The sequence below is a fragment of the Ketobacter sp. MCCC 1A13808 genome, from assembly GCF_009746715.1.
In the GTDB taxonomy this organism is placed as follows: domain Bacteria; phylum Pseudomonadota; class Gammaproteobacteria; order Pseudomonadales; family Ketobacteraceae; genus Ketobacter.
The window spans coordinates 563,524-577,361 of record NZ_VRKW01000002.1 but is presented as its reverse complement, the minus strand read 5'-3'; the positions used below and the strand labels follow the sequence as shown (position 1 = coordinate 577,361).

The following is a 13,838-nucleotide window of genomic DNA, read 5'->3' as shown; positions in this document are numbered from 1 at the left end:
GACCGATTTTGAATAAACGCATAATCAAAAAAGCCATGGCTGAGTTGGCAAAGGCCGACCCGGATGTAGGGAAAGGCGTCGGGTTGGTTGGTATACCTGAGCCCCGTGTTCGGCCTGCGGGGTTTTCTACTTTGTTCCACACAATCTTGTCGCAACAGATTTCCACCAGTGCCAGTGCCGCTATTCTTGGTCGGGTGATGTTGTTGATGCCGGAACTTACCCCAGAGCGTGTGCTGCAAACCGACGTGGAGCAACTGAGAACGGCCGGTATGTCGTATCGCAAGATCGAATATGCAAAAGGTTTGGCTCTGGCTATTACCGACGGTAGCCTGGACGTCGACAGGCTGGCAGAGCTTGATGATCACGAAGCCATTCAACAGATTGTGCAGTTAAAAGGCTTCGGCCGCTGGAGTGCTGAAATTTATCTGATGTTTTCTCTAGGGCGTCGGGATATTTTTCCCGCGGATGATCTGGCTTTGCAGGTGGCGTTGATGAAGCTTAAGTCCCTGCCACAACGACCCACCCCTAAGCAGACAAGAGTGCTCACGGAAATCTGGTCGCCCTGGCGTAGCGTGGGTGCTATTTTTCTATGGCATTATTATCGCGGTGCGCCGAATTGATCAGCGCGCAATATAAGCTCGCCACCCGCCCAGATGTGTAATCTCTTCTGCCCCGTCCAACCCGCTGCTGTCACAAATAAAACCGGATTCCCAACGGCCATCGGTTAATTGTATTTTACCGATGCCAAGCGGAGCCGGGATTTCAGCAACAAAGGATCCGAGTTGTTGTGTCGGCACTTTCCAGACCTCAACCTCGATAGCGGCTCCGCCTTTCGATACCCGCAACATCGCGGGCCGAAACGGTGGCCCCCCCGCTAACGCATATAATTTATAATCTGCAGAGGACAGGGTTTTTTCCACAAGCTGCGCCCCGCGTTCCTGCAGTTGCCAGTTCAGAGGCAAGCCTTCCAGGTGCGCACCACATACCACCAGGTTAATGTAATCACGATAGGGTTTGCTCGGCAGGATCGGGGCTGATTGAAGCGGCTTTCCGGTCGCTCCGATGGGCAGTCGTGTGATTTTTTCCAGCGCGGCTCCAATGGATAACAAGTGTTTGTCAGTATGCGCAGTGCTGAACAGGGTTACGCCAAAGCCCACCTTGTTTTTATAGAAGCCGCTAGGTAATGCAACGGCTGCGCAATCCAGAAGGTTCATAAAGTTGGTGTAGTAGCCCAGATTGCTGTTGAGGCGGATCGGCTCGTCCTGTACTTCTTCAATGCGATAAAAAGAGCCTGCAGTGGGGGTGACAATGGCATCGACTTTCAGCAGTTCCGTTAACGCTTGCTGGTAATAGGTTTGTAATTTGTATTGGGCAGAAAACGCATCCAGTGCGCTGGCCTTTTTACCCTGGCTGATAATAGTCTCGATTACCGGCAGCAGGCATTGAGAGCGATTTTCAATTATTTCCTGGATGGCCAGATAGCGCTCTGCTACCCAGGGCCCTTCATACAATAAGTTGGCGGCCTGCGCAAAAGGCTGGAAATCTATTTCCACTAGGGTAGCGCCCAGTTGGCGTAGATGTTCCAGGCTCGATTGAAACAGGTTTTGTGCTTCTTCGTTGCCGAAGAAGTTCAGCTGTGAGGACCCGGGTACACCGATAGTCAGTTTGGCTGCGGATTCCCCGGCGCTGAAATAGCGGCGGCCGTTTTCGTATACATTGCGCCGGGCGTAGGCATCTTCAGCATCAAACTGCGCAGCAACATCCAGAATGCGGTTGGCATCGGAGCAACGAACTGCAAAGATGCTGACACAGTCCAGACTGCGGCAGGCTGGAACGACGCCGCGAGTGCTCAGTAAACCTTTGCTGGGCTTAAGGCCGACCAAATTGTTCAGTGAAGCGGGCACACGACCGGAACCGGCCGTATCAGTGCCTAATGAAAAGCTGGCGAGCCCTTTGGCGACGACAACGGCGGAACCGGAGCTGGACCCACCGGAAATAATGTCGTTGTTCAGGGCGTTTTTGACCGGACCCCAAGGGGCAGGGGAGCGCACACCCACCAAGCCGGTAGCAAATTGATCGAGGTTGGTTTTTCCTAGGGGGATGGCACCTGCATTAACCAGCTGTTGCACCACAAAAGCAGACTCAGTCGGCGTGTATCGGTACTCTGTACAGGCCGCGGTGGTTGGCACACCCGCTAAGTCTATGTTGTCTTTGATGGCAAAGGGGATCCCATAGAGCGGGGTGGTCGTAGGGTCCATATTGGATAATGCAGCCAGATAGGGCGCCACTTCCTGTTCCGATAACAGACGTATCCAGGCCGGGTTATCGCCGTTTAATCGGGTGTTTTCCTCTAGCAGCAGACGTATCAGCTCGGCGGGGCTGAAGTCACCGCTGCTGTAATGCCGGTTTAGCCCGTCAAGGCTCATGTCAATATCGGAAAGACGTAACATCGTTGGCTCCTGTTCAAATAGTTTTGTCTGCAAGTTCAGTCGGTACTGACGACCAACAGGCGTTGTCCGGCATTTACTTGTTGGCCTTGCTCCCGGCATAGTGTTTGGACTACGCCTTCTTCCTGTGCAATCACTTCAATTTCCATTTTCATGGATTCCAGGATACACACGACGTCACCTCTATTTATGCGCTGCCCCGGCTTTACTTTCCATTGCCAGATATTGCCAGCAACGTGGCTTTCAATCGCGATGCTATCTACGCCCAGTACATCTTCATCCGCGGCGCTGTTTTGTGCGCCGGTCTCTGCTTCGAAATGAATTTGTCCGCTGTCTACCCAGCGTTGCAGTTCTTCGTCGAAGGCCTCATTTCGTTGATCAACAAATTGCCTAATGTCACGTTCATTTAGTTGTAGAAATTCCTGATATTGGTTCAGGCTAAAGGTGGTTTCTTCAATCTTTAACGGGTACTGCCCACGGGGAAATCGCGTGCGGATATCGACCAATTCCTCTGCGCTGACTTCGTAAAATCGAATCTGATCGAAAAATCGTAGCAACCAGGGCTGGGTAAACTCGTTGGTTATCCGGTATCGGTTCCACATTTGCAGCGTGCGCCCGATGAATTGGTAGCCGCCGGGGCCTTCCATTCCGTATACACACATATAAGAACCCCCGATACCCACGGAGTTTTCCGCAGTCCAGGTACGGGCGGGATTGTATTTGGTTGTGACCAGCCTGTGGCGAGGGTCAAGAGGGGTTGCGACGGGTGCACCTAAATACACATCGCCCAGTCCCATGACTACATAGCTTGCATCGAACACTATTTGCTTAACTTGATCGATGGAATCGAGGCCGTTAATGCGTCGTATAAATTCAATATTACTCGGGCACCAGGGAGCATCTTTGCGCACCGATTGCATGTATTTTTCAATCGCAAGACGGCAGGCCTGGTCGTCCCAGCTTAACGGGATATGTACGATACGGGAGGGCACCTCCAGATTGTCGTTGTGTTGCAACTCGCGTTCGGCCAGCTTTAAACGGGTAATCAGATCGTCTAGGGGTAATTGCAAATTATCGTAATGGATTTGCAATGACCGTATGCCCGGAGTCAGTTCCTGTATGGCGTCCAGTGCGGAGTCTTGTTGTTTATGTTCCTGCAGCCACAACATCAATGCATGTGCATGAAAGCGCAGACGGATATCCAATTCCTGCGGTCCGTATTCCACCAGCAGGTATTTGTCTCCGGCCGGACGATACACCACTTCCACTCCATTTTCTTCTGCATTCAGGCGGGAGTGGACCGGATTCAGCCGGGCCGGGTCCAAGGTTGGAACTCGAATGGGAGGACTATGTGCCTGCAGGGAGCTAATTTCATTTTTTTGCGCACGTTCTAGCTGTTGTGCTGTGGATTGGGTGACGGCAACAAAGCGAAGAGTGTCGCCCGCCCGCAACTGTCCCAGCTTCCAAAGGTCGGCAGAAATGACGGTAGCCGGGCAAACAAATCCACCAAGGGAGGGGCCATCCGGACCCAGGATGACCGGCATATCACCGGTAAAATCCACACTTCCGATTGCATAGGCATTATCGTGGATATTGGAAGGATGCATGCCGGCTTCGCCGCCACTAGTGCGAGCCCAGGTTGGCTTGGGGCCGATCAGGCGCACACCGGTGCGACTGGAATTGTAATGAACCTCCCAGGTGGCGGCAAAAAACGCGTCTATATCTTCCGCAGTGAAAAAATCCGGCGCCCCGTGAGGGCCGTATATAACCCGCAGTTCCCAATCGTGGCCGATTACCGGAATAAGTTCGGGGTCCACTTGAGCGGGTACACAGTCGAACTTGGCTTGCTGAAGATGTAATACGTCACCGGTGCGTAACGCGCGGCCGCTGAAACCGCCAAATTGACCCAGGGTAAAGGTCGCACCCGAACCAAGATAGGGATTTGCCAGTAAGCCCCCGGCAACGCAAAGATAGGTACGCGCTCCGGTATCGGTGACCTTACCGAGTTTTAACGTTTGACCTGTTTCTATCCGGCAGGGTTGCCACATGTCTAGCGGATGGTTATCCAGGGTGGCCTCCATGTCTGCGCCGCTTAACACGATGGTGGTGGGATAATTGAAGCGCAGAGTGGGACCGTTGACGGTGATTTCCAAACCCGCCGCCTGAGGTGGATTGCCCAATATCTGATTGCCCAGTTGAAAAGAGTAACGATCAAACGGGCCCGATGGCGGGACGCCGACATCCCAATAGCCCACGCGGCCGGGGTAATCCTGTAATGTGGTCATGGTACCAGGCACCAGCACATCAATTGTTGAAGGCTGAAACGCAAGCGAATTCAAAAATCGGGTGTGGATTTCTCCGGCACGAAATTGCCGGGTAGCCAGAATGGTGCGCACGTAATCGCAGTTGGTTTCGATTCCTTGAAGGTCGATCGACGCCAAAGAATGGTTGAGTAGGGCGATGGCCTGCTCGCGGTCTTCCGCCCAGGCAATGACTTTTGCCAGCATTGGGTCAAAGAAGGGCGATACTTCCAGGCCCGCGCTTAACCAATGGTCTATGCGCAAAGATTTACCGTCGCATTCAGGAAGTTCTACCACAGCGAGCAAGCCGGCACTGGGTTGAAAATTCTGGTGCGGGTTTTCCGCATAGATACGGGCTTGAATGGAATGACCTTGGGGGCGGATGTGGTTGGTCAGTGTTTCCAGAGCGGCGAGTTTGCCGGCCGCCAATTGCACCATCCACTGAACCAAATCCACGCCGTACACCTGTTCAGTGACGCCGTGTTCCACCTGCAGCCGGGTGTTAACTTCCAGAAAATAAAACTGTTCCGTGCTTTGATCGTAAATAAACTCAACCGTACCTGCATTCCGGTACTGTACTGCGCTGGTTAAGCGCACAGCCACATCGTGCAGGGTTTGTCTTACCTCATCACTGAGGTTGGGGGCGGGGGTTTCCTCAACCACTTTCTGGTGGCGTCGTTGAGCCGAGCAATCCCGTTCACCCAAGGCGATGGCCTGGCCCTTTCCGTCACCGAATACCTGCACTTCAATATGGCGTGCACGCTCAATGTATTTTTCAATGAACACGCCGTCGTTGCTGAAATTGTTGGCACTGAGTCGCTTAACGCTGTCGAAGGCCTGTTCTAATTGCTGCTGATCCAGGCAGATCTGCATACCGATACCACCACCACCGGCGGTACTTTTCAGCATAACCGGATAACCGATTTCATCAGCGGCGCCAACGGCTTCGCGGATTGAAAGCAACAGCTCCGTGCCCGGCAGCAGTGGCACGTTACTCTGTTGCGCCAGATCCCGCGCGGTGTGTTTGAGGCCGAAGACTCGCATCTGTTTTGGGGTCGGGCCGATAAAGGCAATACCGGACGATTCGCAGCGTTCAACAAAAGCCGGATTCTCACTCAAAAAACCGTACCCGGGGTGGACCGCGTCGACCTGATGTTGTTGCATTATAGAGAACAGCTTATCCTGGTTCAGATAAGTGTCGGCGGCGGCACCTTCGCCCAGGCTATACGCTTCATCGGCATGCAGAACATGTAAGGAGTCAGCATCGGCTTCCGCGTAGACGGCCACTGCCTGAATGCCCATCTGCTTGAGTGTGCGGATAACCCGGACGGCAATGGCACCACGATTCGCGATCAAAACTTTATTAAACATTGTCATTCACTTCGGGTCGTCCCGTGCTGTTTAACTGAACCGGGCCGTCCCGGTCAGCAAGAAAGAGAATTCAGCAATGGGTTAGGGTTAAGCGTCCCATACCAGCACTTCCACCGGCGTTGGATTGTATCCATTACAAGGGTTGTTCAGTTGTGGACAATTGGAGATCAATACAATCACATCCATGGCCGCTAGCAGCTCAACGTATTTTCCGGCAGCTGAAATACCGTCTTCGAAAGTTAATCCCCCTTCGGCTGTGACCGGCACATTCATAAAGAAATTAATGTTATGAGTAATGTCCCGTTTGTTGAGGCCGAGGGTTTCGTTTTCGGCAATGGCCAGCATCCAGCTGTCACGGCAGGCGTGCATGCAACGTTTTTCCAGATCATAGCGAACGGTATTGCTTTCGCTGGCGCAGGCCCCTCCCAGCGTGTCGTGACGGCCGCAAGTGTCGGCGACGATGGTCAGCATGGTATGGCCGAAATTGGAGATCAGTTGGGTGCCGGCGGTGAGATACACATTGCCCTGCTCACGAATGGTATCCATCGCGCTGTAGCGTTCGGCGATGTCATTGGCGTTATAAAACAGCGTGTCGGCCGCCTGGTTGCCCTCCAGATCCAGAATACGGAATGTCTGACCGGCTTTAACCGTTTTCAAATAATAATCCCCGGCAGGCACCACATCCCGCGCTATAGCCGATTCAGCCTGCAGGTTGCTTTCGGTAATCATGATGAACTCCAAATATTACTTAAGAATATGATACAAGCGGTTGTTTTCGAAACCACGCCGGTTTTCAGGCCGGAAGTTCAGGCAATAGTCATCGTCTGTTAGCGGTGCTGATGTCATTAATTCGCAGAGTACCGGCTTGCGAGGATAGTCGGCAGCGCTGTTCAGCGGATGCGGACAGGTGTGCAGCACCACCAGTGTGTCCATTTCGAAACGTAAGGTAATCGCGGATCCTGCCCGGCAAGCCTCTTCATCCAGTTGCAGATTACCGGCGTCGTCTACCACGACTTTGCTGAACAAATTCAGGTTTGATGCCATATCCCGCGGGCCCAGCCCATACTTGGCCAATTCAACCAAAAAGCTGTCATTACCGTTTTGATGCCAGTTGTTGTGCGCACTTTGATAATTTTTGCGGCCCCACTTTTTTTCAACCAGGGCTTTGTTGGCGTTACCGCAAACGCTGTCGTGCCACCCAAAGGTGTCTTCCACGATGGAGCAAAAAATTCGTCCCATATCGGAATACAAACAATTGCCGCGGGTGAGCTTAAATGTGTGCTGGCATTTTAAAGTGTCGGGCGCGTTGAATTTTTCCAGTGTGTCTTCGGGATTGAAAAATAACATACCAACATTGGCACCACCTTCAATATCCGTAATGCGCAAACGGGTTCCGCGCCGCACCCGCAACGACCAATGGGCAGCACCGGGGACTTGGTATTGGTATAGGATTTCAGTCATGGTATGTCCTCCGCCATCTCCTGTTTTTCTGCGGCGCGACTGGCACGCTGCAGGGATTCATCTATTTCCCGGCACGATTCATCATCCACTTTGCCTACCGGGAAGTCGTAGGTTATGCGGGCACCATAAGCACCGGGCGCTTGCGCATCATAGCGATCTTTATCAAATACCCACAGGCGGGTGCCCAGATAAAAACCCTCTTTCAGATCGTGTGTAATCATAAAAATAGTCAGCTTGTAACGACGCCAGAGGCTTAGAACCAACTGATGCATGTCGGCACGTATGCCGGGGTCGAGTGCACCGAAGGGTTCGTCCAGCAATAGTATCCGGGGGCGCTTTATGAGGGCCTGTGCAATGGCCAGTCGTTGCTGCATCCCGCCCGAAAGCTCGTGAGGGTATTTACTGATTGCATGGCTCAAGCCCACTGCGTCAATCATTTCCATAGCATCGGATTTTGCTTGCTTGCGTTTTTTACCGTACAGCCGCGACAGCAACTTACTTTGTTCGAATTCCCGCGACAGCATGACATTCTGTAGCACGGTGAGATGGGGAAATACGGAATAACGTTGGAAAACAATGCCGCGTGTTTCGTTGGGCTCCGCTGCCAGCGGTTCGCCTTCGATGCTGATGACGCCGCGCGTGGGGCTTTCTGTGCCCAGCAGCATATTTAAAAAGGTGGTTTTGCCGCAACCGGATGCGCCGACGATGGTGACGAACTCGCCCAACTCTACCTGGTTATTGATACGTTCCAGAACCACTTGATCGCCGTATTCCTTCCATACGTTATTAATTTGAATATAACTCATGGCTCAGGCTCCCTCAGGTGTTTGTGCGTGGAACCAGGGATACAGCCAATGGGAAAGATTTCTCAGCAGAAAGTCGAGCGCGAACGCCAGAACCGCGATCCAGAAAACATACGGAAGAATCACGTCCATGGATAGGTAGCGCCGCACTAGAAAAATGCGGTAACCCAAGCCATCTTCGGCTACGATTGCCTCTGCCGCGATCAAGAAAAGCCAGGCAGATCCCAGTGATAAGCGGACGCTGGCAATGAGCCTCGGCATCACTTGCGGTAGTACAACCCGCACGATGATCTGCCAGCTATTGGCACCCAGGGTTTGTGCTTTGATTAACTGTTCCCGGGGAATCTCAAGCACCCGCTGTTGCATATCCCGCATTAAAAAAGGCGTTATGCCGATGGCGATCAGCATCACTTTGGACAGTTCACCGAGCCCGAATACAATAAAAAGAATCGGTAATATTGCCATCGGGGGGATCAGCGAAATAGCGGTGACGAGTGGCGAAAGATTTGCGCGCACATAAGGGATAGAGCCGTTCAGTACACCCACGACTAATGCGAGCAATGCACTAACGCTGACACCGATTATAATTCTTTGCAGGCTGCTTAGGGTGTCTTGCCAGAATACATACTCGCCGGTGCGTTTACTTGGTGTGAACGCGAGGCGGTCAATGGCGGCAGTAAAACTGGTGAAGGCGGGCAATAATTTATCGTTGGGGTTTTCCGCAAGACGGGCATTGGAGGCACCCATGTACAAAAAAACCAGTATGACAAACGGGATGATTCCCAGTGCCCAGCGCCAGGGTTTTGATGGCTGTAAGTTGACAAGCTTAGTCATGAGCGGCCTCCTGCAGAATGTGAATCAGATGTGCATCCGGAGCCCCAGGGCTCCGGATGAAGGACGATTACAACGCGCCGTCTGCGGCCATTTTCATGTAGCTTGGGTCGAAGCGCAGCTTGATATTGTTACTGTCTCCGAACACACCGGAAGGGGTTTCAATGCCGATAAAACCGGCGTCCGGAGCACCATCACCCAACAATCCATGGTCAAAGGAAAACTCTGCAATGTACTGCATGGTGGTCAGTAGGGTTTTGCTGAGGGTGAAATCCACCGCTTCTTGAGCGCTATAAAACATTTTGGTGGAATCCAGTTGAGCTTCATAACCAGCTAGATCAGTACCCGAGGCTTTGCCCATGAACGTCCTTGCGGCAGTGCCAGGTTTATCGTCCGCACTCATGCTGCTCATGATTTCATACCAAGCACCGGTTAAGGCTTTACCAAAATTCGGATTGGCTTTTAAGGTTTTGCTGTTCACCACTAACAAGTCAATGATTTCTCCGGGAATTTCAGAGGAGTCGAAAACTTTGGTGCTGTTTGGCATGCCGACGATTTCACCCAGAAGCGGGTTCCAGGTGACCACTGAAGTGACGTCGTCGGTGCTATAGGCGGCTACGATGTCTGCGTCAGAGGTATTCACTACCCGGACATCTTTTTCCGCCATGCCCACGGATTCCAGACCCCGCGCCAGCAGATAGTGCGATACGCTCAATTCCACCAGATTGACACTTTGGCCTTTAATGTCTTTTAGTGATTTTTTGCCTTTCAAAACCACGCCATCGTTGCCATTAGAAAAATCACCCACGATCAGAGCGGTTGAATCAATGCCCCCTGCAGCGGGAATAGTCAGGGCGTCCATATTAGTCATTGTGCACCCGTCGTATTGGCCCGCAGTGTATTGATTGATGGATTCCACATAATCATTGATCTGTACTACATCGATACTGATGTCGTATTTGTCTGCCCACTTCTTCACGATACCTTGCTGAGCGCCATAGTCCCAGGGCATCCAGCCGACGTAGATAGACCAGCAAATTTTGAATTCATCTTTCGCTTGCGCGGCTGAACTTATTCCCGTTAGTACGCTGAGTAGAAGCAAGCCGGTGGCGAAGCGTTTTGTGGTGCGGATGATTGACGTTGGTCGTGCTGTCATTATGAACCTCCCAAAGGTCACACGTTTTAAAAAAAGCAAAGAGGACTCATGGCTGTTCACCATGGTTGGCCTCCCGGGCTTTTATCCCGCCGTGTAACCTTCATTCAGGAAGGGGATTCCTGAGAAGGTCGACCGCTCTCGGACCAGACATCAATAGATATTGACCGGAACCCTAGCTGTCTATTAATCAAATTGTTTGGTACCTGCATTAATTGCCCGTTAGGGTACAACTGAGATTTGGAAATGGCAAGCAACCAATAAATCCTCGTCGATAAATTGTTGACTCTTTACTTGTAGCAAGTGTCATGTAGCAAGTGCCATGCCACGGGTAATAAAGACAACTAAGTGATTGAATTGGGTTTAATAGACACGCTGCCTGTATCACAATGCAGCATGTTACGTCCTAAGTGCGTTGCTATGGTGCAATTCAGTCCCATGGCCAGTAGTAACGGAGTCCATCATCAGGGGGCTGCGTTTATAAATTAATAACCGGAATACTGATAGCGCTGGCGCGCGAGTTAGGGGGCAGAGAATGTGGAGTAGGTTTGGATCCGCTTGCGCCACCCGGGCAGCCATTGCGTTAGCTCAAGCGGATTGGTTGCATTGGTGGCTCGGTGAGTTAATACGACGACCGCTGATTCCGAAAAATGCGTAACTGCATCTGTGGCAGATTGAGAGAGGGGCATCCCGCTGAGTACTTGCATTAGGCCCCAGCCAACCCCGTTAGTGCGCTCCTGCTTTGCTAAGCCTTCTCCTTTAAAATTGACGTAATCGGTTAATGCGTATTGTCCTTGGACCGAGGCGCACAGCAGTTCGATATTTTTCCGCACCTGGTTACGCTTAGCTGCTTCAGTCCGGGCAATGATTTTATCCAGTGATTGCTGCATGCGTTGCTGCATAAATTCAATTTGTACGGTTTGGTTTTGCAATAAAAACGATCTGAGTTGTTCAACGTTGGTATGGTGACGTTGTTTCATAAATGATGCCCGGTCAGACCAGGGTGCATCCAGTGGATCTAGCTGAGCAAGCCACCGGGGTAGGGCAATAGACCGTCGTCTGATGTAATCAACCAGCAGGGGAAAACTTTCTACGTAACCCGGGTCTATCCGGGCTGGGTACCAGATAAAGTGACCGATACCCAAGGACGGGAAGGTTTCCCCCGGATTCCAGTCCACCAGACAGGCGCTTTGTCCGTTGCATTCATTTAGGTAGATGCGCTGCGCAATGGCATCTAACTCAAGGGTCGATAAGTTTTGCTCGCAGGGTATTGCCAGTGGGGTTTGAAAAAGCAAAAACAAAACTGAAACGGCGCGATAAGGTTTGATCCATTTATAATAATCCCAATAGTTGCTCAGCACGTTGTGGTATCCATGAAGTTGAAGGCTTAGCCGGGTTTTGATCTGGGTGTTTAATATCAAGTTTATTTTAAGCGTGTTACCAATAGTTGCTCAACCCGGACCCCTTCCAGATCCAGCACTTCAAATTTGTATCCCTGGTGAATGCAGTGTTCTGTTTTATGAGGGAGACGCTTGAGTCGGTTAATCATAAAGCCCGCGATGGTTTCATATTGGCTACGATCCGGGAAATCCGAAATATTCAGCGCGCGCATCACTTCGCTGATGGGTGTGATGCCTTCAATCAGCCAGGAGTTTTCATCGCGTTGCAAAATGGGTTGATCGTCTTCATGAGTAATCAGTTGCCCCATAAAGCTGCTAAGTAAATCCTTGACGGTCACCAGTCCAACTACAGTGCCGTATTCATTTATGACAACGGCAAAGGGCTGCTTCGCAGCTCTGAAGGCATTCAGTCCATCGGACAGCGTTAGTGTTTCCGGCAGGTAAAGGATGTCGTGATCAAATTGTGCCGAATGCATTCCCTGAAGTTCACCTTTTAAGACCAGGCGAAGAATGGTCTTGGATTCTATGGAGCCCTTAATTTTGTCCAGGCTGCCGTCGCAAACCAGAAAATCATTGTGAGGGTGATCAATGACCTTTTGGCTGATCACAGCCGCGTTTTCGTCGGCATTGAAATACACGATCTGATCCCTTGGCGTCATGACACTGCCGATGGTGGCACTATCGAGATCAAAGACGCTGCCGATCAAATCGTATTCCTGCTGTTGCAAGCTGCCATCCTCGGCACCCGCTTCCATCATGGCGATGATGTCATCGGTGGTGACCGCCTCCTCTCGCTTGATGGGAAGTTTGAGCATGCGAAGTATACTGTTGGTGAGCCCGTTAAACAGGAACACCAGTGGTAACACCAGCATGGTGATCCAGCGCATGGGTGTTACCAATCTGATGGCGGTGGCTTCGGGTATGATAATAGCCAGTCGCTTTGGCAGCAGGTCGGCGAAGAGTATAAACAGTGCCGTGATGCTGAAAAAGGAGATGGCGAAGCTCATCTGGTCCAGCAACGGGCCTTGATACACCAAACGCAACATGTTCTTTATGGATGGGGTCAGCGCCTGTTCTCCGATGATGCCACCAAGAATGGAAATTGCGTTCAAGGCGATTTGGATCATGGCAAAAAACGCGCCCGGGTCCTGCTGGAGATCCAGCACGTCCTGCGCCTTGGTATTGCCCTCACCCACCATCACACGCAGCTTTATTTTACGAGCGGCAGCAATGCCGATCTCCGACATCGCGAACAGCGCACTCGCGCAGATCAGTATGCCAATTGCCAACATATCACTCATTGAAATCTCTCAGAATTTGCCAATACCCGGCGGGATCGCCTTTTGCAGGATGCCAGACCTTCAACCTTGGCTAATTTAAGGCTGGAAGCGGCTCAAGTATAGGCCCAGATTGGTAACTTGTTTAAGGAACGGGTCAGTTCGGGTTTAAGTTGAGTAAGGCATTGTTTTGAAAGCAAGTCTTATTGACATTGAAAGGGCGTGCTGCTTAAAGGGAGTTGACCTTTGCGCGCGCCATAGCCGGTATCCATTTTTTTATTACCAGGCAGTTGTTTGAATCTTTTTACTGCAATGCCCGGATCTCCATTGTCTCGCAGGTTTTTAATATCGACGAGAGTGATTTCAGATGGCTTTGGAACCCCCCCCGAATAACCCGAGCGCAATCGTAGGCCTGCGATAAAAGCCAGTTTGACAACGTAATTACACCATACCCGCCATCCCTCCAGCGGCATCATAGGTCGAGTTTGGGTCCACATCCCCAATGCGTTCATATTCTCCTCCCGGTAATGAATAAAATCGCCTGTTGTATAACAACTCTTATGTCATCTTTTTATTAAGTTGTTAAACTTGAAAGCTTTGACTGTTTTTTATCCTGGCATGCCCGAGAAACGCACAGGTGGTTCCAAATCCAGCAACTTGCGTCTCGATTCTATATTAGATTAACGTAGCAAACCGTATTGAGGTCGCTTAGCGCAAGGTCGGCGAAAAGGCTTTTTAGCATTGGTTGGAAAAGTGATCAATAACGCGGGTGACCTGATAATGTAGCCCTACCGA

Annotated in this window: 11 protein-coding genes and 1 riboswitch; of the genes, 1 reads left to right on the top strand and 10 read right to left on the bottom strand. The window is 51.3% G+C overall.

Annotated features, from left to right (window positions below):
• Positions 1-8 precede the first annotated feature (8 nt).
• A complete protein-coding gene (locus FT643_RS06435) occupies positions 9-620 on the top strand; it encodes a DNA-3-methyladenine glycosylase family protein (protein WP_232339871.1) in 612 nt (203 codons plus the stop codon).
• Here FT643_RS06435 and atzF read toward each other — a convergent pair whose 3' ends face one another.
• From atzF to FT643_RS06385, 10 genes are all read right to left on the bottom strand, one after another.
• The gene (gene atzF / locus FT643_RS06430; RefSeq protein ID WP_156870343.1) at positions 621-2,450 is read right to left on the bottom strand and encodes an allophanate hydrolase; all 1,830 of its coding nucleotides are present in this window, start codon (positions 2,448-2,450) and stop codon (positions 621-623) included. It abuts the gene before it with no gap.
• Positions 2,451-2,485: 35 nt separating this feature from the next.
• Positions 2,486-6,118: an urea carboxylase gene (gene uca, locus FT643_RS06425; protein ID WP_156870341.1), complete on the bottom strand. Its 3,633-nt coding sequence runs from the start codon at positions 6,116-6,118 to the stop codon at positions 2,486-2,488.
• Positions 6,119-6,205: 87 nt separating this feature from the next.
• Positions 6,206-6,850 carry an urea amidolyase associated protein UAAP2 gene (locus FT643_RS06420; protein ID WP_411267799.1) on the bottom strand — a complete coding sequence of 215 codons (645 nt, stop codon included), beginning with the start codon at positions 6,848-6,850 and terminating at the stop codon, positions 6,206-6,208.
• A 12-nt stretch (positions 6,851-6,862) separates the two neighbouring features.
• Positions 6,863-7,579 carry an urea amidolyase associated protein UAAP1 gene (locus FT643_RS06415; protein WP_156870337.1) on the bottom strand — a complete coding sequence of 239 codons (717 nt, stop codon included), beginning with the start codon at positions 7,577-7,579 and terminating at the stop codon, positions 6,863-6,865.
• The gene (locus tag FT643_RS06410; RefSeq protein ID WP_156870335.1) at positions 7,576-8,385 is read right to left on the bottom strand and encodes an ABC transporter ATP-binding protein; all 810 of its coding nucleotides are present in this window, start codon (positions 8,383-8,385) and stop codon (positions 7,576-7,578) included. The genes FT643_RS06415 and FT643_RS06410 overlap by 4 nt, the downstream gene beginning before the upstream one ends.
• A gap of 3 nt (positions 8,386-8,388) precedes the next feature.
• On the bottom strand, positions 8,389-9,216 hold the full coding sequence (locus FT643_RS06405; protein WP_156870333.1) for an ABC transporter permease: 828 nt from the start codon (positions 9,214-9,216) through the stop codon (positions 8,389-8,391).
• Positions 9,217-9,283: 67 nt separating this feature from the next.
• Positions 9,284-10,369 carry a putative urea ABC transporter substrate-binding protein gene (locus tag FT643_RS06400; RefSeq protein ID WP_156870331.1) on the bottom strand — a complete coding sequence of 362 codons (1,086 nt, stop codon included), beginning with the start codon at positions 10,367-10,369 and terminating at the stop codon, positions 9,284-9,286.
• A 68-nt stretch (positions 10,370-10,437) separates the two neighbouring features.
• Positions 10,438-10,556, bottom strand: a riboswitch (guanidine-I (ykkC/yxkD leader).
• 331 nt (positions 10,557-10,887) lie between these two features.
• Positions 10,888-11,727, bottom strand: coding sequence for a hypothetical protein (locus tag FT643_RS06395; RefSeq protein WP_156870329.1), 840 nt, complete (start codon positions 11,725-11,727; stop codon positions 10,888-10,890).
• Positions 11,728-11,789: 62 nt separating this feature from the next.
• Entirely contained in the window at positions 11,790-13,067 is a 1,278-nt protein-coding gene (paeA, locus tag FT643_RS06390; protein ID WP_156870325.1) for a polyamine export protein PaeA, read from the bottom strand.
• A 179-nt stretch (positions 13,068-13,246) separates the two neighbouring features.
• On the bottom strand, positions 13,247-13,555 hold the full coding sequence (locus FT643_RS06385) for a hypothetical protein (protein WP_156870323.1): 309 nt from the start codon (positions 13,553-13,555) through the stop codon (positions 13,247-13,249).
• Positions 13,556-13,838 lie beyond the last annotated feature (283 nt).

Bases quoted from the DNA above. Each gene is read 5' to 3' on its own strand.
- FT643_RS06415 (WP_156870337.1), bottom strand. From the start codon at position 7,579: ATGACTGAAATCCTATACCAATACCAAGTCCCCGGTGCTGCCCATTGG.
- FT643_RS06385 (WP_156870323.1), bottom strand. From the start codon at position 13,555: ATGAACGCATTGGGGATGTGGACCCAAACTCGACCTATGATGCCGCTG.
- uca (WP_156870341.1), bottom strand. From the start codon at position 6,118: ATGTTTAATAAAGTTTTGATCGCGAATCGTGGTGCCATTGCCGTCCGG.
- paeA (WP_156870325.1), bottom strand. From the start codon at position 13,067: ATGAGTGATATGTTGGCAATTGGCATACTGATCTGCGCGAGTGCGCTG.
- FT643_RS06410 (WP_156870335.1), bottom strand. From the start codon at position 8,385: ATGAGTTATATTCAAATTAATAACGTATGGAAGGAATACGGCGATCAA.
- atzF (WP_156870343.1), bottom strand. From the start codon at position 2,450: ATGTTACGTCTTTCCGATATTGACATGAGCCTTGACGGGCTAAACCGG.
- FT643_RS06400 (WP_156870331.1), bottom strand. From the start codon at position 10,369: ATGACAGCACGACCAACGTCAATCATCCGCACCACAAAACGCTTCGCC.
- FT643_RS06405 (WP_156870333.1), bottom strand. From the start codon at position 9,216: ATGACTAAGCTTGTCAACTTACAGCCATCAAAACCCTGGCGCTGGGCA.